The sequence below is a fragment of the uncultured Sphingobacterium sp. genome (assembly GCF_964277905.1).
In the GTDB taxonomy this organism is placed as follows: Bacteria; Bacteroidota; Bacteroidia; order Sphingobacteriales; family Sphingobacteriaceae; genus Sphingobacterium; species Sphingobacterium siyangense.
Genome location: NZ_CAXYKD010000024.1, coordinates 295,078 through 313,283, shown reverse-complemented (window position 1 = coordinate 313,283; position 18,206 = coordinate 295,078). Strand labels below are relative to the sequence as shown.

Annotated in this window: 20 protein-coding genes; 10 read left to right on the top strand and 10 right to left on the bottom strand. The window is 38.7% G+C overall.

The window, feature by feature from the left end:
• Positions 1-43 precede the first annotated feature (43 nt).
• Together ACHWSC_RS11260 and ACHWSC_RS11255 are read left to right on the top strand one after the other, a co-directional pair.
• The gene (locus ACHWSC_RS11260; protein WP_070562591.1) at positions 44-358 is read left to right on the top strand and encodes a rhodanese-like domain-containing protein; all 315 of its coding nucleotides are present in this window, start codon (positions 44-46) and stop codon (positions 356-358) included.
• Between the two features lie 302 nt (positions 359-660).
• Positions 661-891: a DUF6358 family protein gene (locus ACHWSC_RS11255; RefSeq protein ID WP_046672586.1), complete on the top strand. Its 231-nt coding sequence runs from the start codon at positions 661-663 to the stop codon at positions 889-891.
• Between the two features lie 31 nt (positions 892-922).
• On the opposite strand, the gene gcvT is transcribed toward ACHWSC_RS11255, so the two are convergent.
• The 6 genes from gcvT to ACHWSC_RS11225 all read right to left on the bottom strand — a co-directional run bounded on the left by gcvT (position 923) and on the right by ACHWSC_RS11225 (position 5,316).
• Positions 923-2,005, bottom strand: coding sequence for a glycine cleavage system aminomethyltransferase GcvT (gene gcvT / locus ACHWSC_RS11250; protein WP_075990455.1), 1,083 nt, complete (start codon positions 2,003-2,005; stop codon positions 923-925).
• Between the two features lie 80 nt (positions 2,006-2,085).
• Complete coding sequence (locus tag ACHWSC_RS11245) at positions 2,086-2,904, bottom strand: DUF6929 family protein (RefSeq protein ID WP_394676836.1); 819 nt, start codon at positions 2,902-2,904, stop codon at positions 2,086-2,088.
• On the bottom strand, positions 2,898-3,590 hold the full coding sequence (locus tag ACHWSC_RS11240; RefSeq protein ID WP_286735546.1) for a pseudouridine synthase: 693 nt from the start codon (positions 3,588-3,590) through the stop codon (positions 2,898-2,900). The genes ACHWSC_RS11245 and ACHWSC_RS11240 overlap by 7 nt, the downstream gene beginning before the upstream one ends.
• A gap of 1 nt (position 3,591) precedes the next feature.
• Positions 3,592-3,960: a DUF4359 domain-containing protein gene (locus ACHWSC_RS11235; protein ID WP_286735547.1), complete on the bottom strand. Its 369-nt coding sequence runs from the start codon at positions 3,958-3,960 to the stop codon at positions 3,592-3,594.
• A gap of 145 nt (positions 3,961-4,105) precedes the next feature.
• The gene (locus ACHWSC_RS11230; protein WP_075990459.1) at positions 4,106-4,597 is read right to left on the bottom strand and encodes a DUF4112 domain-containing protein; all 492 of its coding nucleotides are present in this window, start codon (positions 4,595-4,597) and stop codon (positions 4,106-4,108) included.
• 2 nt (positions 4,598-4,599) lie between these two features.
• Positions 4,600-5,316 (bottom strand): SIMPL domain-containing protein, encoded by a 717-nt coding sequence (locus ACHWSC_RS11225; RefSeq protein WP_075990460.1) that lies wholly within the window; start codon positions 5,314-5,316, stop codon positions 4,600-4,602.
• A 162-nt stretch (positions 5,317-5,478) separates the two neighbouring features.
• Between ACHWSC_RS11225 and ACHWSC_RS11220 the strand changes: the two genes are divergently transcribed.
• A complete protein-coding gene (locus tag ACHWSC_RS11220; protein ID WP_046672593.1) occupies positions 5,479-5,670 on the top strand; it encodes a cold-shock protein in 192 nt (63 codons plus the stop codon).
• A gap of 429 nt (positions 5,671-6,099) precedes the next feature.
• On the opposite strand, the gene ACHWSC_RS11215 is transcribed toward ACHWSC_RS11220, so the two are convergent.
• The 3 genes from ACHWSC_RS11215 to ACHWSC_RS11205 all read right to left on the bottom strand — a co-directional run bounded on the left by ACHWSC_RS11215 (position 6,100) and on the right by ACHWSC_RS11205 (position 7,792).
• Positions 6,100-6,588: a DUF805 domain-containing protein gene (locus ACHWSC_RS11215; protein ID WP_394676835.1), complete on the bottom strand. Its 489-nt coding sequence runs from the start codon at positions 6,586-6,588 to the stop codon at positions 6,100-6,102.
• A 246-nt stretch (positions 6,589-6,834) separates the two neighbouring features.
• Positions 6,835-7,557 (bottom strand): DNA repair protein RecO, encoded by a 723-nt coding sequence (recO, locus tag ACHWSC_RS11210; RefSeq protein WP_120335658.1) that lies wholly within the window; start codon positions 7,555-7,557, stop codon positions 6,835-6,837.
• The gene (locus ACHWSC_RS11205) at positions 7,541-7,792 is read right to left on the bottom strand and encodes a signal peptidase (RefSeq protein ID WP_120335659.1); all 252 of its coding nucleotides are present in this window, start codon (positions 7,790-7,792) and stop codon (positions 7,541-7,543) included. The genes recO and ACHWSC_RS11205 overlap by 17 nt, the downstream gene beginning before the upstream one ends.
• A gap of 217 nt (positions 7,793-8,009) precedes the next feature.
• Between ACHWSC_RS11205 and rpmB the strand changes: the two genes are divergently transcribed.
• From rpmB to ACHWSC_RS11170, 7 genes are all read left to right on the top strand, one after another.
• Positions 8,010-8,243, top strand: a complete 234-nt coding sequence (rpmB, locus tag ACHWSC_RS11200; RefSeq protein ID WP_046672597.1) for a 50S ribosomal protein L28 — start codon at positions 8,010-8,012, stop codon at positions 8,241-8,243.
• A 75-nt stretch (positions 8,244-8,318) separates the two neighbouring features.
• Complete coding sequence (gene rpmG / locus ACHWSC_RS11195; protein ID WP_002998409.1) at positions 8,319-8,501, top strand: 50S ribosomal protein L33; 183 nt, start codon at positions 8,319-8,321, stop codon at positions 8,499-8,501.
• Between the two features lie 51 nt (positions 8,502-8,552).
• Positions 8,553-8,714, top strand: coding sequence for a DUF4295 domain-containing protein (locus tag ACHWSC_RS11190; RefSeq protein ID WP_070562566.1), 162 nt, complete (start codon positions 8,553-8,555; stop codon positions 8,712-8,714).
• Positions 8,715-8,853: 139 nt separating this feature from the next.
• Positions 8,854-9,816 carry a signal recognition particle-docking protein FtsY gene (ftsY, locus tag ACHWSC_RS11185; RefSeq protein ID WP_046672598.1) on the top strand — a complete coding sequence of 321 codons (963 nt, stop codon included), beginning with the start codon at positions 8,854-8,856 and terminating at the stop codon, positions 9,814-9,816.
• Between the two features lie 18 nt (positions 9,817-9,834).
• The gene (rimO, locus tag ACHWSC_RS11180) at positions 9,835-11,172 is read left to right on the top strand and encodes a 30S ribosomal protein S12 methylthiotransferase RimO (RefSeq protein WP_201669831.1); all 1,338 of its coding nucleotides are present in this window, start codon (positions 9,835-9,837) and stop codon (positions 11,170-11,172) included.
• A gap of 362 nt (positions 11,173-11,534) precedes the next feature.
• Positions 11,535-13,124, top strand: coding sequence for a bacillithiol biosynthesis cysteine-adding enzyme BshC (gene bshC / locus ACHWSC_RS11175; RefSeq protein WP_394676834.1), 1,590 nt, complete (start codon positions 11,535-11,537; stop codon positions 13,122-13,124).
• Positions 13,125-13,422: 298 nt separating this feature from the next.
• Entirely contained in the window at positions 13,423-16,608 is a 3,186-nt protein-coding gene (locus tag ACHWSC_RS11170) for a TonB-dependent receptor (protein WP_201666920.1), read from the top strand.
• A 158-nt stretch (positions 16,609-16,766) separates the two neighbouring features.
• Here ACHWSC_RS11170 and ctlX read toward each other — a convergent pair whose 3' ends face one another.
• The gene (gene ctlX / locus ACHWSC_RS11165; RefSeq protein WP_394676833.1) at positions 16,767-17,717 is read right to left on the bottom strand and encodes a citrulline utilization hydrolase CtlX; all 951 of its coding nucleotides are present in this window, start codon (positions 17,715-17,717) and stop codon (positions 16,767-16,769) included.
• Positions 17,718-18,206: the final 489 nt, after the last annotated feature.

Sequence of the window (18,206 nt, the reverse complement as noted above, 5' to 3'; positions counted from 1 at the left end):
TTCGGAAAAAATGTAGTATATTTGAATATTAAATAGTTTGAAAATGAAAGAAGTATCTGTACAAGAATTAAAGAATAAAATCGATAACAACGAAGATTTTCAGTTGATAGACGTTCGTGAATCCTTTGAGTATGAAGTATCAAATTTAAATGGATTGAATATTCCACTTTCAGGTATATTGATCGAAGCGGATAAGATTGCGAAAGATAAACCTGTTATCGTACAATGCCGTTCTGGAAAACGTTCTGCACAGGCGATTATGTTATTGGAACAACAGGGTTTTGACAATCTTGCAAACTTAAAAGGCGGAATTTTAGCTTGGAAAGAGGAAATCGATCCAGAGTTAGACGTTTATTAAGATGAAGAATTTGGAGCATCAGACTAAGCAAGCTTTCTTGTTTAGTCTTGCTTTTTATAGCGTAGCTATTTTAGCGCGATTATTTAACCTTGGTATATTCCCTATATTAGGTAGCCTTTCCATTTTATTGTCTCTCCTATGGGTAATATTGGTTCTACGGGAAATCATGCTTTCGAGGACAATTTCTAACACAGAAAGGATGCTGATGGCTTTGACGATCGTTTTATTAAACATTGTTGGGGGGGCATTCTATTTCTTTGGAGGATGGAGACAACGGGTATTGGGATTAATAAAAAAGTAATATGTTAAAGTATTTTTTTCTAAACATAGTGTTGAGTTTGGCTATTGTATTTTTAGTTTACAGTGGTTTTGAAGGGTATAAGGCCGGCAACATGTTGGTAACGGGATTATCCATCGCCTTTTTGGTGGTTTTGATCTACCTCCGCGTTGTTTTAAGTAAACGAGTTCGATCGCTTATTCAACAAAAAGAAAGCGGTAAACAGCAACCTACTACAAAACAAAAGAAGAAGTAATAAAAAAGCCTGCTTTAAGCAGGCTTTTTTATTACTTCACAAATGGTGGTTTTGTTACTTTCGCTTTTATTTTTTGATTGCGGATCAGAATAAAGATCTCGGTGCCGTCTTTTGAAAAGGCTGTATCCACATAACCTAAACCGATTGATTTTTTTAATGTTGGTGATTGCGTACCTGAAGTAACACGTCCAATTACATTTCCATCAGCATCGACGATTTCGTAATCATGACGAGGAATGCCTCTATCAATCATTTCGAAACCAACAAGCTTTTTCTTTAGACCAGCTTCTTTTTCCGCTTTAAGCGCCGCAGAATTCACAAAGTCTTTTGTAAACTTCGTTACCCAGCCTAAACCGCCTTCTAAGGGTGATGTATTATCGTCGATATCATTTCCGTACAGGCAGAAACCCATTTCTAGACGTAAAGTATCACGGGCACCTAAACCAATTGGTTTGATTCCATAAGCTTTACCTGCTTCAAAAATAGCATCCCATACTTTTTGAGCATCTTCATTGGCTACATATATTTCAAAACCTCCAGCGCCAGTATATCCTGTTGCAGAAACCAACACATTTTCTACACCCGCAAATGTACCTTTTGCAAAGGTATAGTATTCCATTGGAGCTAATTCGATATCTGTAAGCGATTGAAGTGCATCAGCAGCCTTAGGACCCTGTACCGCAAATAAAGAGGTTTGATCAGAGATATTCTTCATCTCCACACCATCTGTATTGTATTTGGAGATCCAGTTCCAGTCTTTTTCAATATTTGACGCATTCACAACCAAAAAATATGTCTTATCGTCTATACGGTATGTTAGGAAGTCATCAACTACACCGCCAGTTTCATTGGGGATATAAGCATATTGAACTTTGCCATCGTATAATTTTGACACATCATTGGAAGAGATTTTTTGAAGTAGATCCAGGGCTTTTTCACCTTTTAGGATGAATTCACCCATGTGGCTTACATCAAAAACTCCTACACCTGTGCGAACTGTTTCGTGCTCATCATTGATGCCTGTGTATTGTACGGGCATGTTGAAGCCTGCAAAGGGAACCATTTTTGCTCCTAAAGCAATGTGCGTCTCCGAAAGGGCAGTATTTTTTAACATAAAAATTAAGTTTTAATCAGCTACAAATTTAATAAAATATACGTGATTCCTCACTGTGAATCAATTTTAGAACAATCGATTTAATTGCTTACTTGGAGCGAATAGATGGTCATATGATCATCTTCGCTATCGGTATCCTCACACAGCAGGAAAACAAGGCCTTGGGCTGTCTTCTCTTTTAACGTGATTCCTTCAAATTTATGCTTTTTAGGAATTTCGAATGTCTCGGGTTTGCCAGAAAGATCTGAAGGTATTTTTCCAAGAAGGGAACCTCCGATTTCTCCATCCAGATAGGTCGATTTTGCGTCTTCGGCGGTAGCGATAAAATAGATTTCATTTCCAACCAGGGTCGCATCTGAGAAGCCTGTCGAGATGCCATTTAGCTTGGGTAGTTCAATTGGGATACATCGAGACTGGCCAGGAGAAAGCGGGTGATACTCTAAAATGGCATTTGTACCTTTAGGACCATTTCCGCGGTTAAAAAATAAGATCTTATCTTTTAAATGAACAACGCCTTCAATATTGAAGTCTTCTCTGGAAATACTGAATTTTTCCATTAAGGAAGAATAGATTTTACTGTAATCTTCCTGAAGGACTGTTTTGCCGTCCCAAATAAAACGATTGTTTCTGTTTGGGGTAGAACCAGAGCCGTAAAGATAATAGTGGCTTCCATCGAAAGTGATCGATTCCAAATCCATTTTAGCTGCTTTAGCCATGTTTTCCATCGGATCAGACCGCAGTAGTACGGTTTTAGACAACTTTTGGTCTGCGATATGATAGCTGTAGATGTAATTGCTATTGTCAGAAACGATATGGATCTGACTATCCTGATAGACAATACCAGAAGCTGCGGTGATACCGGATATGCTTATGAAAGCTTCGAGAATCAATTTTAACATACTTCATTGAGGTTTAATATTTCCAATACCCTGATGAAATCGGGTTGTAGGAGCGCTTTGATATGAACGTCTTCGCCCGATAAAGGATGTTTAAAGGTCAGCTCCGAGGCATGCAATAGCATGGTATCCATTTGGTACGTTTCTTTCCAGAACTTGTTTTGTTTGTTGCATCCGTGCGGGCGATCGCCGATAATTGGATGGAAGATATGAGCGAAATGGCGGCGTAACTGATGCATACGACCTGTAATTGGATTGGCTTCGACGAGACTGTATCGTGACGTCGGAAATTTCCCGAAGGGAACGACCAGCTCGCTTTGAGCAAGTAAACGAAAAGATGTTTGCGCTTCCTGAACCGTACCATCGTCCCTTTTTAAAGGATAATCAATCAGACCTTCTGCTGGCGCGAAACCTCTGAGGACGGCGAGGTATTTTTTGTCGACCTTACGCTCCTGAAAACTTTTTTGTAAATATTGGTCGGTCTCCTTATTTAATGAAAATAGCAGTATGCCTCCGGTCTTCCGGTCTAAACGATGTGCAGGATAAACTGTTTTTCCTAATTGGTCCCGAAGGAGCTGTAGCGCAAACTCTGAAGCATCGCGTGCGATAGAAGATCGGTGTACCAATAGTCCATGCGGTTTATTGATTGCAACGATAGATTCGTCTTCGTAAAGTATTTCTAAAGGCATATTAGATCTTTTTCAATGCAGCAATAATTTCGTCTGCTTTTTCATCAATTTTTGGGCTCAGCCAGATGTGTTTAAAAGCTCCTCCGCCTATGATCTGTTCGGTGTCCTGCCATTTTATTTTTGTCAAGGAAAACAAATAGTAGTTGTCTACCACAACGGAACTTTGGATAAATTTATCGACAATGTCATTTCCGAAGAGCTGCATTCCCAAGCCAAAAAACTCTTTATCTTTGGCATGAAGCTGATTTTTTAATAATTGTTCGGCTTTCGCACGGACAATTTTTTCATGTTCCTCTTTGCTGGGGTTAGTCAAAATTGCAGCCAGCATGACGACGATCAAAATCAGTGCAAATATTCTTTTTTTACTCATTTTAAATTCGAGATTAAGTTTTGAATGTCATAACGGGATGACTATCGACATCAAAATTATTAAATAGATATTAGATATAGGTCATTGTTTTCCCAGAAATACCAAGGATTCCATTTTAGCGAGAGAATGACAGGAATTGTTGGCTTTAGATACCATTCAGCAGCGAAAAAGCCCAGGAGAATAATGTCCAGATAAGATACAATGTAACAGCGATGAGGAGGAAAAAGACAATCAGGATACTGATGACGATTCCGATACCTGAACCCGTATGTTTTCCTTCATAATAATGTTGTCTCAGTAATTTGATATTCTTTTCGTTGGCTTTGCTAAAAAAATCGAGCAGGTTTCCGAGGAAAGGAATGCTCCCAAGAATTGCATCCAGGGAAATATTGAGGAGCATGCGTATGACGAGCTTGGGGCTGGCGCCATTACGCCACATGGCTATGACTAAGACTAGTGATGTTCCAAAACCCGCTATTGCTCCTCCTAGGGGAATAAGGTTTAACAGCGGATCTAACCCAAACCGAAATCCTCCGATTTTAAACTGATTATCCATTAACCAAGATATTCGGTCGATCCAACCGAAATCTTGGTCAATTTGTTTTAATTTATCTGCTGGAGTTTTTTCTCTATGCATGATTACAATAACTCGAACGAAGCGCTGATCTCACTCGTTACTTTCATCGGTCTGATATTTAAATCAAGCCCATTGCCAGCAGCACTATCTGCAGCTTCCGCCATGGCGCCTTTATACATAGCGTTGCGCATCATCGGTTGAACGCCAAATATAATTTGTTGCGGTGTTTCAGATAATACGATGGCTTTGCCAATTTTTTGACCTGCTGCTTCTGCTAGAATCTGTGCATTAGCTTTGGCATCCAATACTGCTTTGGTTTTTAAACTTTTTTCCAGTTCTTTTTTCTTTGAATAGTCATATTCACTGATATAAGTGCTTTGGATACCCGCTTTGTCGACTCCATCTAGTAATTGATCCAAATTATTCAAGTTGGTTACCTTGATGCGGTACTGTCTCGAAAGTAGAATATCTGTATCTTTTTTCTTTTTGTCAGGGACGTTATAACTCCAGATATTTTGGATGGTAAAATCCTCTTTTTTAACACCCGCTTTTGTTGCCGAATCAAACAGATCCTTTTCTAATTTGTCTATTGCAGCTTTTTTCTTGGTGTTACCATTCTCATAAAACTCTTTCAGTGTCACATCGATGTAGATGATATCGGGAGTTACTTCCTCTTCGGCACGGCCTACCGTGGATACAAATTCTTTATTAACCATTTGTTGAGCGTTTAATTGAGTCATCAAACCTAAAAATGCAAGTCCTAAAAGTATTTTTTTCATGTTTTTTGTCTTAAAGTTTTTATAATAATACGATTGCTATTATCGCTTTGCTACAAGATTGGAGCCAAAGTTGATGAAAAAGTTTAACGGATAAAAAAAATAAAAAGGTTAAGATTTTTGATTTTATTTCTATACCTTTAGGGAAATTAATAATATAGTGCCATGCAAGAAGGTAAAGTAAAATTCTTTAATGAGACCAAAGGTTTCGGTTTCATCATCCCTAACTCAGGCGAGAGCGAAATTTTTGTTCACGTTTCGGGATTAGTAGACAAAGTTCGTGAGAATGACAATGTATCTTACGAAGTTGAACAAGGCCGTAAAGGTCTTAATGCGGTAAATGTAAGAGTTATCTAATTAGATTGAAGATATATTTATTGTGAAAAGGCCTATGCGAACAGCATGGGCTTTTTTATGCAGCTGTATTTCATAATCTAGGATCAATATTATCCTTTAGCATTGGAAATTCCAAAGAGTAGGTGCGAGGGCGGTTGTTATGGTCGGTTAAACATTTTGGATTTATGGCTACAGCTATGGCCGAGGTCCGAAAAAAATGCCGCCAGGTCAGGCTAAAAAATACTACGGAGGGCAGTCTGCTCGAGATTTTGCTCCCGGGCAACAAAAGAAAAAGAATAGATATTAATTCTAGTTAGACTTTAAAGGGGCACGCCGCTATCAATTCTTGGGGCGGTGAATTTTCATTAGTTGATCGGGAAAGATCAAAAATAGAATTTAAATAAAAAGTGCTTTCACAATCTTGTGAAAGCGCTTTTATATGGGTTAGCCTTAATCAAAGGGATCTTTGTCGGGTGCTGGTGGCGCAGGATTCGAAGGTTGCGAACTTCCGAATGGATCCTGTGGCTGAGAAGAACCAAAAGGATCTTGGCTTTGAGTAAAAGGATGATTCGTTTCATTCTCCAGGGCTTTGGGATCAGGGCCGTATTGATTTGGACCTTTGTCACCTTCCAATACCAATAGGTAGAGCAGATAAATCCATCCAATAAACGGAATAAAAAAAACTAATATGAACCAGCCTGATTTATTGGTGTCATGTAGTCTTCGGACGGCAACGGCTATCCCTGGGATTAGTAATGCTAAACTGACTAAGCCTGAGATATAGGTAAATAAGCTTGCAATTTGTCCCAGTATTCCAAATACTGCGCTAATGATAATATTTGCAAGGAAAAACATCCAATATTCCTTTCGGCGGGCTCTTCCTTCAAAGTTGGCATAGTTGTCTCGGACAACCTTTAAAAAGTTTTCTTTAAGTTCCATATCTTTAATACTTTTTTAGGTGAAAATGATGTTAGTAAACCAAATGTTATTTCAGTTTTGTTACAATAAATGTACCAAGAATTTATCCGGGAGAACAATTATTATAAAAGCGTAAGTGTTTGGTAGCGCTAAAGTTGCTGAGTTTGAGCGGAGGATCATATATTCATTTTGCGCCGCATTGATCCGCCTACTTTGGTCCTGACGGCAGAATGAAATTAGCTTTCGAAGGGTAAAGCTGTTTGGGGCTTATCTAAAAATTTCTTCGAGTATATAGAGCGATTTTATTTCTTTAAAATTTGTGCGGTGCAGACGATAGAAGTCGAGCACTTTTTCCAATAGGAATTGTCGATCAGAACTGCTCATTTTGATGCGGTCGCAATTCGAATATTCGGATTCGATTAAATTTCTGAAAATAGACGTATGTGGTTCCTGCAATACAAGGGGGTGTTCAGGAAGGCTATTTGAGAAGGTCGCTTCATGAAGATTAAAATAAGGGTGGGCCTGCTTAGATTCGGCCGGATAAAACCCGAGAAAACGGGTTAGCTTGATTAAAAAAACGAGATGAAAATTGGCCAGATTTAAATGCGTTTCATCCAGCCAACGGATAGATTGGTGGATGAATTCAAAAAGATAATGGTCATTTTCCTGTTCTTTCAGGATTTTATAGAGTATTTCATTCAGAAAAAGAGCGAGCGAGCTTTTGACAATATCATAAGGAATTTCTTGCAGAACAGGGACTTGACGAGCTTCGGAGATCCGCTGTAATGAACCATTATCTTTATGTGTAGCGACAATTTCCAATAAATGTAAGGGTTGAAGGATATTGGCCTTGATTTTTGCCTTTGGCTTCCTTGCGCCAGTAATGAGATAGGATTGCATGCCAAACTGTTCGGTGTATAGCTGCGCCACAAGGCTACTTTCCGAATAGTTGGTTGTTTTTAAGACTATACCCCTAGTTTTGTTCAGCATCTCCTTCTTTATCTTTTTTATGCGATTCTTCACGCATCTCAATAATGGCATTTCGGTCTACCTTACGAATCATGCGATAGATTAAAGTCAGGACACCGATACTAAATGCAATAACTCCGACAAGCATAGCGAGTTTATACCAGTTGGAGCGCTGTTCCATCAGATAATATCCTAAGATTACAAGCACGACACCGATGATTATTTCCCTTAAGCCCTTGCGAAGATATTTGTTCATAAATGTGAATTGTTGAAAACTATTTTTCTTTACAGAGCAAATATAATACAATAAAATCCTTTATTTTTGCCCTTACCATTCCTGTGTAGAACTATTTTTAAAAATAATTCCAATTATCTTGTTGCTTATCCAAAAAAAAATATAGATATTTGCAAACTCTTTGCAGAGAGTGCAAAGGATTAACATATTGTAATAAAGACAACAAAAAAATAATATCATGTCAAGAATTTGTGATTTAACAGGCAAAGCGGCGTTAACAGGAAATAACGTTTCTCACTCAAACGTTAAAACTAAACGTAAATTCTATCCAAATTTACAAACGAAACGTTTTTACATTCCAGAAGAAGATCGTTGGATTACGTTAAAAGTATCTACTTCTGCTATCAAGACTATCAACAAGAACGGGATTACAGCAGCGATCAATAAATTTATCGTTAAAGGGTCAATCTAATTGATTGTCGCGCCTGTTACATTAAGATTATTCATGAATTTCAATCCTATAATAGGATCAAAATAAAGTAAAACAATGGCTAAAAAAGGAAATAGAGTACAAGTTATCTTAGAATGTACTGAACACAAAGAAAGTGGTCTTCCGGGAATGTCTCGTTACATCACTACTAAAAACAAAAAGAACACAACTGAGCGTTTGGAATTAAAAAAATTCAACCCAGTATTGAGAAAAGTTACTGTTCATAAAGAAATTAAGTAAGTCACACATCTTAGCACTTGAAAGAGAAGCTAAGTAAAATATTAATATACCATGGCAAAGAAAGCAGTTGCATCGTTACAAAAAGGTGGCGGTAAAGAATTTACAAAGGTTATTATTACTACTAAATCTGCAAAAACTGGCGCGTATACTTTCAAAGAAGGTATGGTTCACAACGATAAAGTGAAAGACGTAGTTGCAGCAGCTCAAAAATAACTAGTAGCATTTTCCTTTTTTAAAGTTTTTCTTTAAAAAGAATTCGATAAAAATAGCCGTTTTGGTATCCTACCGAAAGGGCTTTTTTTGTTGAGGACATTTGTTTATATTTGAACATCAATTTTCACTACTACACTCCATGGGATTATTTGATTTTTTTAAGAAAAAACCACAAACACAAGAAGAAGAACAGGCCTTAGATAAAGGTTTGGAAAAAACAAAAGAAGGCTTTCTTTCCAAGATTACAAAGGCTGTCGTTGGTAAGTCAACAGTAGATGACGATGTACTGGATAATCTGGAAGAAGTTTTGGTTACTTCTGATGTTGGGGTTACAACTACCTTAAAAATCATTGATCGCATACAAGCTCGTGTTGCCCGCGATAAGTACGTTTCTACTTCTGAGCTAAACAATCTCCTGAAAGAGGAAATTCAAACGCTACTGGCAGAGAACAATAGTGCTGATTTCGAGAATTTCAATTATGGCGATCATAAACCATACGTTATTATGGTTGTAGGTGTTAATGGGGTTGGTAAAACAACGACCATTGGCAAACTGGCTCATCAGCTGAAACAAGCTGGAAGCAAAGTTGTATTGGGGGCAGCGGATACCTTTCGGGCGGCTGCTGTTGATCAACTTAAATTATGGGGTGAGCGTGTTGGCGTGCGTGTTGTCGCTCAGGCAATGGGCTCGGATCCTGCTTCAGTGGCCTATGATACCGTGAAATCGGCAGTGGCAAATGGTGAAGATGTGTGTATCATTGATACCGCAGGCCGTTTGCACAATAAGGTTGGCCTCATGAATGAGCTCACGAAGATCAAAAATGTGATGCAGAAGGTTGTTCCTGGTGCACCACATGAAATCTTGTTGGTCTTGGATGCATCGACAGGACAAAATGCTATTGAGCAATGTACGCAGTTTACACAGGCAACCGATGTGAATGCCTTAGCATTGACTAAACTCGATGGAACGGCTAAGGGTGGGGTGGTTATTGGTATATCTGATCAATTTAAGATCCCGGTGAAATACATTGGTGTAGGAGAGAAAATAGGTGATCTTCAGTTGTTTAACAAAAAGGAATTTGTGGACTCCCTTTTCAAATAGAGTCTACCTTCTAATCATATGAAGACAAAATACGCGAAACCAGCGCCTTTGATCAATAAACCACGTGTTAATGTGGTGACCTTGGGCTGTTCGAAAAATATTCACGATAGTGAAGTCCTGATGGGCCAGTTAAAAGGCAATCAGATGGAAGTCGTGCATGAAGCATCCAATATACAGGCAAATGATATTGTCGTCATCAATACCTGCGGGTTTATTGATAATGCTAAACAGGAATCGATTGATGCGATCTTACAATATTCGGATCTAAAAGATCAGGGTAAAATCAATAAAGTGATCGTTACAGGTTGTCTTTCTGAACGATATAAGCCAGAGTTACAGTCTGAAATCCCCAATGTTGATGCCTTTTTCGGTACGAATGATTTACCGGAGCTATTGTCATCCATTGGAGCAGATTATCGGCATGAATTGTTGGGCGAACGCTTATTGACAACACCTTCGCATTTTTCTTATTTTAAGATTGCCGAAGGATGTAACCGTCCCTGCTCTTTTTGTGCAATTCCCTTGATGCGTGGTAAACACGTTTCCAAATCCATTGATGATCTTGTGAAAGAAGCAAAATTTCTCGCGTCGAACGGCACGAAAGAATTGATTCTGATTGCACAAGATCTGACCTATTATGGCTTAGATATCTATGGAAAGCGCAATCTTTCTGATTTAATGCGCCATTTGTCAGATGTTGACGGTATCGAATGGATCAGACTGCAGTACGCCTATCCTTCGGGTTTCCCAATGGATATTTTGGACGCCATGAATGAACGTTCAAATATCTGTAATTACTTGGATATGCCACTGCAACATATATCTGATCCGATGTTGAAGTCTATGCGAAGAGGTACAACGAAACAGAAACAGATCGATCTTGTCAACGCAATACGTGACAAAGTTCCAGATATCGCGTTGCGTACAACATTAATTTGTGGTTATCCAGGTGAAACTGAACAGGATTTCCAGGAGATGTTGGATTGGGTTGAAGAGACCCGTTTTGACAGGTTAGGCTGTTTTACCTATTCTCATGAAGAAAAGACGCACGCACATTCGCTGGAGGATAATGTGCCACAGGAAGTAAAAGAAGAACGCGTGGAAGCTATCATGGAAGTACAGCAAGGTATTTCGTATGACATCAATCAGTCCAAAGTGGGCAATACGTATAAAGTATTGGTTGATCGGGTAGACGGCGATTACTTTATTGGCCGCACAGAATACGATTCTCCAGAAGTAGACAATGAGGTCTTGATTCCTGCTGCAGATTCTTATGCACGTATTGGTGATTTTGTTCAGGTAAAAATCGACCGAGCTGAAGATTTCGATCTATATGGTGAGATTGTAAGGAAATAAGTTTAAAAGCTTATAGATTATGATATAAACAAACGGGCCTCCTTTATTCAAAGGAGGCCCGTTTGTTTATAGACAATTGTCAGTAAAATGATATAATTTAAAAGCGGGACAAGCTTTTTGTGAAAATTCACTATTTTGTCGACGCAAACTAGATACATTTGTAAGCGTACAATCCCCATTTTAAACAATCTATAGCCGTTTAAAATCAGATTCAAGAAAGCCTGTCGTTTCATGGTGAATCATCCTTCTGATTAAAATTGAAAATAGGTTCTATTTAGCAAAAAAGATGCACTGCCATGTCAGCTTGCTTTGGGGATTTTCGTTATCAATTAAGAATAGAGAATAATTAATAAAATTTGCAGATGAAGGCAACTTATATTGAATATAGTGAAACAAATAGCTTCTCTAAGACTTTATTGGCTTATTTGGCGCATGATGAAGCCTTAAAATCTTTTGTAGGAAACTGGCCTACCTGGGCCGGTTTTGAAAAGCAATTGAACGAAAAGAAGAAATTTGAACATCGGGAGATTCTTGTTGAGCGTCTTAAAAAGCAATACGGCGAGCTATTAAAGGAATCTCCTGCTGTAGCTGCCAATATAGAGCTGTTGCTCGACCAGAATTCTTATACCATCACAACGGGACATCAGCTCAATATTTTTACCGGACCTTTGTATTTTATTTTTAAAATCATGACGGCAATACGTTTGTCCGAAGATTTGAAGAGCAAACACCCCGATAAAAATTTTGTTCCTGTATATTGGATGGCGACCGAAGATCATGATTTTGAAGAAATCAACCATACGAAAGTCTTCGGTAAGAAAATTAGTTGGGATACGCCTGCAGTTTCTGCTACCGGGCGAATGGATACAGCAACAATCGTTGATGCTGTGAAGCAGTACACAAATATTTTGGGGCTTTCCGAAAATTCGACTAAACTTACACGGATTGTGGAAGAAGCCTATTTGAACCATGATCGATTAGCAGATGCAACACGGTATATGGTCAATGAGTTGTTTAAGTCTTACGGTCTTTTGATCGTCGATGCGGATGACCGGGAATTGAAGGAACTGTTCAAGCCAATTATTAAGGAAGATATCTTATCTGAAAAAAGCTTTAAGGCAATAACAGCGCGATCGGAAGAGCTGGAATCAAATGGTTTCTCTACCCAAGTGCATGCTCGTGAGATTAATTTCTTTTATTTGACGGATGACTTTAGGGAGCGCTTGGTGCTCGCTGCCGATGGTCGATACGAGGTGTTGCATCAGAATATTTATTTTACAAAGGCTGAGCTTGAACAGGAGATTGATCATTATCCAGAGCGCTTCAGTCCAAATGTGGTCATGCGTCCGATGTATCAAGAAATTATACTTCCCAATCTTGCTTATATTGGTGGTGGCGCCGAAATGGTCTACTGGATGCAACTGAAGTCTAACTTTGACCAATATCAGGTAGATTTTCCAATTTTGATACCGCGCAATTCAGCGATGATAACAGAGGACAACGTTGCGGCTAAATTATTTCGCGTTGATCTAACCTTTAAGAGTATCTTTCGTCCAGCAGAAGTGCTGAAAAAAGAATATGTTCGACGTCATACCAAAGAACGTCTCAATCTCAATGACGAATGGATGGAGCTGAACGCTATTTTTGGTAAGATAAGGTTACGAACCCACAAAATAGATCCAAGTTTAGGCCCTAGTACAGAAGCGGTAAAAGCGCGGTTAAAAAAAGCGATCAATAATTTAGAGAAAAAGCTGATGAAAGCCGAAAAGCGAAATCATCAACATGCTTTAACCGATATTGATAATGTGAAGGAAAAGCTCTTTCCTGGCGGAGGACTACAGGAAAGGTCCGAAAATTTCGCATTACTCTATGTCAAATACGGAGATAACCTATTTAGGGATCTTTACAAATACTTTAATCCGTTGGATTTTAAGTTTACAATTTTATATTAGTAAGTCAGCTTCGGCTGACTTTTTTTTGTGATGTTATTCGCAAGAAAGACCGTCGGTTCGGATCATTTCTGTTGGTGTTTACGAATCATGCAGGCTTTTTGCAGATACGGTCTATTTCTATCCCTATTTAAAATGCTTTTGTTGCATGTTCCGATATTCCCTTGTTTTTTTTAAAAGCGCTTTCATTTTTATTAATATATGTTTTAAAATGCTTTGTTTATAATTTCATAATATTTCGTTTAGCTCCTGTTAACAGTTTCGGTGTAGTTTTGCTTTCATTATCACAACCAACAACTAAATGAAAGAATTTTTACTCACAACATGTGCCATCGCGCTTGGAACAGGTTTGTACGCCCAAACGACCCAAGCCGGGTTTTCCGGCAAGATTACGGACGAAAATGATAAAGGAGTTCACGGAGCCTCAATTGAAGTACGTAATGAATCAACGGGTTTCACAACGAAGACTTCGACCAATGCAAATGGCGATTTCAACTTTAAGGAGTTGCCTTTAGGCGGTCCCTACACGATCAAAGTAACTTATATAGGCTATGGCGAACAAGTGCGTTCGGGATTTAATTTAAATCAAGGCGATATCGTCCGCCTGAAGATTCCTATCCAAAATACCTCAAATGTATTAGAAACGGTTGAATTAACAGGAATAAGTACCCTAAAGAATAAAATAGAAAATCTAGGTGCTGCTACAGCAGTTACGGCCAAGGATATTGCGAAATTACCTGTCAACGGTCGGAATTTTACTTCGCTGATGGACCTGTCTCCTTTGAGTAAGGGAGATAATATCGGTGGCCAATTGGGTTCCTCTACTAATTTTACGATTGATGGTATGAATGCCAAAAACCCGACTTCTGCAGGTTCAACAACCAGTCGTAGTGGTGCTCCGTTCTCCATTTCGATAGAAGCCGTTCGTGAATTTAAAGTGGTCACCAACCAATATGATGTGACTTATGGAAGAGCAGGGGGAGGAACAGTCAGTGCGGTAACCAAACAAGGAACAAATCAAACGCACGGAAGCGCATGGCTTTATTCAAGGGCAGATTGGTTGTCCAGCCCATACGATATTAGAGGAAATAAACGAAGCAATGATTTCTCTACTTATCAATATGGATTTACATTAGGCGGTCCCATCATTAAAGACAAGTTACATTATTTTGTAGCTTGGGATCATCAACGCGATGCCCGCCCCTTGATTATCGCAGATATCAATTCGCCAGCAGATGAAAAGCGTTTCAATGTTACACAATCGACCCTCGATGAGTATATCCGTATAGGACGCGAAAAATATGGATTGAGTAATGATAGGCAATATGGTTCTTTCGATAAGAAACGAAATTCTGATGCCATATTTGGTCGTATAGATTGGCAGATCAATGAAAAGAACTTATTGACAATACGGAATAACTTTACAAGTGACCTCAATAAGCTTGGTCTAGAGGATAATACCGCCATCAATTTATATGAATCATACGGAAATGACAAGAATATTGATAACAGCTTTTTAGCAACTTTACGTACTTCCATTTCCCCAAAGCTTACCAATGAACTGAAATTGCAGCACCTTTATACTTTTCAAAAAAGTAGTCCTGGAGATATGTTGCCTAGTCAAAATATTCCCCGTGCCATTGTAGAGAATGTGGTGTCTACCATTGACGGAAGTAATTTGTCGACCAATATTCAATTAGGCGGTCACCGGTTTGCACAGGAGTCCTTTAAGAATAATGTCGTACAGTTGGTTAATAACCTGTATTATAGTACAGATAATATCAATTACACCTTTGGTGTGGATTTGATGTATACACATGCAAATTCGATTTACGGAAGTGAGGTCAACGGACGTTTTCATTTTAGGGACGATGCTAACAATACGGCATTGCAAAATTTTGCAAACTTAAAACCTTATGCATTTTACCGGGAGGTTCCTTTGGTGGCTGATCCAACTGTGATTGGTAAGATATTTAATGCTGGTGCGTATGGACAGTTGCAGACCAAATTGGCGAAAGGGTTGGATCTGGTTGCGGGACTACGATTGGATTATGGTCATTATCCAACCTCTCCTCTAAATGAAGAATTGCTGAAAGAAGTGGGGGTACGTACTGATCACAAGTTGAAATCTTTTGTTGTACAGCCTCGTTTCCAGATGACTTGGGATGTGAATGAAGAACGAAAAGATTTTTTCCGTGTAGGAGCAGGTATCTTTGCATCTGATATTAATAATTATATGACCATCAATAATTTAACTTTTGATGGGAAGCATTTTGCGACAGTAGATGTTCGTGGCAACGATGTGCCTACACCTAATTTTGTGGGGTACAGACAAGATCCGTCAACAACGCCAACCCTGGCACAATTTCAAGTGCCAACGATCAACACCTATGGAGCTGATGCGAAAATACCAGTGGTGTATAAGGCCAATGTATCTTACACACATTTCTTTACCGAAAAGTTAAAAGCGAGTCTTTCAGGATATATGAATCTAGGACGCAACAACTACATGTATGTTGATCGTAATATGGTTCAAGATCCATTCTTTAGATTGGCGAATGAAGATAATCGTGGGGTATTCGTACCGGCGACGGCTATTGTCAATGGTGTTCCAGATTGGAAACAGGGAAGGATTTCCAATAAGTTTGGGCGCGTGTTAGAACTAAACTCTGAGGGAAAAGTAAATCAGTTTGCAGTTGTATTGGATGCAAGTTATCAGTACTACAAAGATGGATCGATTTCTGTAAGCTACACGTGGAACGATGCGAAAGATAACACGTCCTACAATGGGAATGTTGCCAATACAGCGACCTTATCGCTGGCGGTAAAGGATGATCCAAGAGATTTGAGTAAGATGAGTTATTCGAATAATCAATTCCGAAATAAAATTGTTATTTATGGTACACTCCCTACATTTTATGGTGTCAGTGTAGGGGTTCGTTATTCGGGAATTGGAGGGACACGCTACAGCTTGCTTGCTGGAGGTAATATCAATGGCGATTTTGTATCCAATTCGAATGACTTGGCCTTTATTTTCGATCCCAATAGTCCAAATACGCCAAAGGCTTTGGCAGATGCCATGAATGCGTTGTTGGCGAATGGTGAAGCCAGTCAAAGTCTGAAAGATTATATTAAAAAGTACCAAGGTAAGATGGCCGAAAGAAATGGCGGTATCAATAGCTTTTACGGTTTGATTGATTTAAGAATAGCTAAAAAATTCAACCTTTACAAAACACATGCTTTAGAGCTTTCAGCGGACATCTTCAATGTTGCAAATCTCTTTAAGAAAACCTGGGGTGTCAATGAATCTTTAGGTAATCAATCGTTGTATGCTGTATCAAAAACAGCGGCAGCAAATGGAAATCCCGAAATTCCGGCATTCGACCCTGTTAAGCAACAGTTCAATTATAGATTGAACAACTCTGGTATTGTATCGCCTTCAGGGAATCCGTACCAATTCCAATTGGGATTGAGGTATTCGTTCTAACTTGACTGGAACAATAGGAATTAGATTGTTTTAGAAAAGATAATGCCCCTTAGAGCCATTGCTCTAAGGGGCATTTTTATTTGTCTATTAAATAAGCCTGATTAGGTAAATAGGCTTATTTTAAAAAGAGCGGCCTAGATGCATCATTATACTTGGGACTAGCTCAGCATGTTTTCTTTCGGAAGAAAAACTTCAGCCATCATGTGGCGCACACTTCCACCACCACATGTCTCGATAACATGTAGATCTTGATGGATGATTTTACCATGCTTTTCTAATTGCGCTGTTTGGTATAAAGTCAATGAGGATAACGCCTGATTGCTCAGGACAATAAAACGATTCCCATATTTGTTTCTCACCTGTAGGCAGTTTGCTGCAAAAGATTCGAGTTGGTTCTCATTGATTTCAATGATCTCTTTGCCTGTATCTTTTAGACTCTTCAGCAGCGTTTGGAGCTCAGCCTTATTATCGATTGCCTGTGGGCATAAGATGGCAAAGTCTTCGCCTACGGCTAGCACCACATTGGTGTGATAGATAGGTCTCCGCTCTCCATGGACAGTTTGGAAGGCGTGAAATACAACAGGTGTGTAGTTTTCAGTCCTGCAGTATTCGTCGAGCATATCCCGGTCTGCCCTTTCGGATAAGGCACAGTAGGCTACACGGTGGGCGCGGTCCAAGACAAGTGCGCCAGTGCCCTCCAAATATTGTTTATTGTTTTCGGCTTCACTGAGATCCTTAGTTAGTTTTACATAATAACCGTTTTGCTTCAATGGACCTTCGAAGTCCAATAAATGTTCTTTTCGACGATTGGGAGCAAACATAGGATAGAAAATTATTTTTCCATCCTGATGAAAGGAGACAATATTATTGGGGAATATACTGTCGGGGCTTTCTGATTTCTCGTCGTCTTGAATGACAGTCACCAAAATTCCATGTGACTTCAATTCATTTACTAGCGCGTCGAACTCTCCTTGCGCTTCTTTGTTGACTTCTTCTATACTGAGATTTTCGATATCCTTTTGGAAGAAGTTGTTGACCGCAGTCTGTTCATTTTTACGGAAGACAGAGGGTCTTACTAAAAGAACGCTGTCTGTTACCTGTTTTCTCATGGTTTATAATCGTTACTTCGCTGTTTTATATTCGTTAAAAAGAAATGATATTCGTTTTTTGTGATAATTTACATTTGTCAAAAGAGATGCTTCCCTAGCTGGATAATGTTTTCTTCGTTAAAATTACTGATAACAAAATACCCTTGATATCAGTTGTTCTTAGCAAAAAAGTGTATATCGTTATTTCGAAGTCACTTTACAATTGGTACATATACTAATTTATTGAAAATTCATTGGCATTGCAAAAAAGAATAGTGAAGTAATGAAAGAAATACGTAGGTGAAATAACAGATAACCCGGTGTTTTTTTTAAATTGTAGCAAGCGATTGTTGTATTGTTTGTTATATTTACAATGAACAATCTGTATGTTTGAGGTTATTCCAAAAATTAATTGACAAAGACAATCGATTGCATTTCAGTAGCTCAGTAAAACTGACTTTTTATCCACTTTTTTGCTTCGTTTTCAGTCATTTATTTTGCTATCTTTGC

Bases quoted from the DNA above. Each gene is read 5' to 3' on its own strand.
- ACHWSC_RS11260 (WP_070562591.1), top strand. From the start codon at position 44: ATGAAAGAAGTATCTGTACAAGAATTAAAGAATAAAATCGATAACAAC.
- ACHWSC_RS11255 (WP_046672586.1), top strand. From the start codon at position 661: ATGTTAAAGTATTTTTTTCTAAACATAGTGTTGAGTTTGGCTATTGTA.
- gcvT (WP_075990455.1), bottom strand. From the start codon at position 2,005: ATGTTAAAAAATACTGCCCTTTCGGAGACGCACATTGCTTTAGGAGCA.
- ACHWSC_RS11245 (WP_394676836.1), bottom strand. From the start codon at position 2,904: ATGTTAAAATTGATTCTCGAAGCTTTCATAAGCATATCCGGTATCACC.
- ACHWSC_RS11240 (WP_286735546.1), bottom strand. From the start codon at position 3,590: ATGCCTTTAGAAATACTTTACGAAGACGAATCTATCGTTGCAATCAAT.
- ACHWSC_RS11235 (WP_286735547.1), bottom strand. From the start codon at position 3,960: ATGAGTAAAAAAAGAATATTTGCACTGATTTTGATCGTCGTCATGCTG.
- ACHWSC_RS11230 (WP_075990459.1), bottom strand. From the start codon at position 4,597: ATGCATAGAGAAAAAACTCCAGCAGATAAATTAAAACAAATTGACCAA.
- ACHWSC_RS11225 (WP_075990460.1), bottom strand. From the start codon at position 5,316: ATGAAAAAAATACTTTTAGGACTTGCATTTTTAGGTTTGATGACTCAA.
- ACHWSC_RS11220 (WP_046672593.1), top strand. From the start codon at position 5,479: ATGCAAGAAGGTAAAGTAAAATTCTTTAATGAGACCAAAGGTTTCGGT.
- ACHWSC_RS11215 (WP_394676835.1), bottom strand. From the start codon at position 6,588: ATGGAACTTAAAGAAAACTTTTTAAAGGTTGTCCGAGACAACTATGCC.
- recO (WP_120335658.1), bottom strand. From the start codon at position 7,557: ATGCTGAACAAAACTAGGGGTATAGTCTTAAAAACAACCAACTATTCG.
- ACHWSC_RS11205 (WP_120335659.1), bottom strand. From the start codon at position 7,792: ATGAACAAATATCTTCGCAAGGGCTTAAGGGAAATAATCATCGGTGTC.
- rpmB (WP_046672597.1), top strand. From the start codon at position 8,010: ATGTCAAGAATTTGTGATTTAACAGGCAAAGCGGCGTTAACAGGAAAT.
- rpmG (WP_002998409.1), top strand. From the start codon at position 8,319: ATGGCTAAAAAAGGAAATAGAGTACAAGTTATCTTAGAATGTACTGAA.
- ACHWSC_RS11190 (WP_070562566.1), top strand. From the start codon at position 8,553: ATGGCAAAGAAAGCAGTTGCATCGTTACAAAAAGGTGGCGGTAAAGAA.
- ftsY (WP_046672598.1), top strand. From the start codon at position 8,854: ATGGGATTATTTGATTTTTTTAAGAAAAAACCACAAACACAAGAAGAA.
- rimO (WP_201669831.1), top strand. From the start codon at position 9,835: ATGAAGACAAAATACGCGAAACCAGCGCCTTTGATCAATAAACCACGT.
- bshC (WP_394676834.1), top strand. From the start codon at position 11,535: ATGAAGGCAACTTATATTGAATATAGTGAAACAAATAGCTTCTCTAAG.
- ACHWSC_RS11170 (WP_201666920.1), top strand. From the start codon at position 13,423: ATGAAAGAATTTTTACTCACAACATGTGCCATCGCGCTTGGAACAGGT.
- ctlX (WP_394676833.1), bottom strand. From the start codon at position 17,717: ATGAGAAAACAGGTAACAGACAGCGTTCTTTTAGTAAGACCCTCTGTC.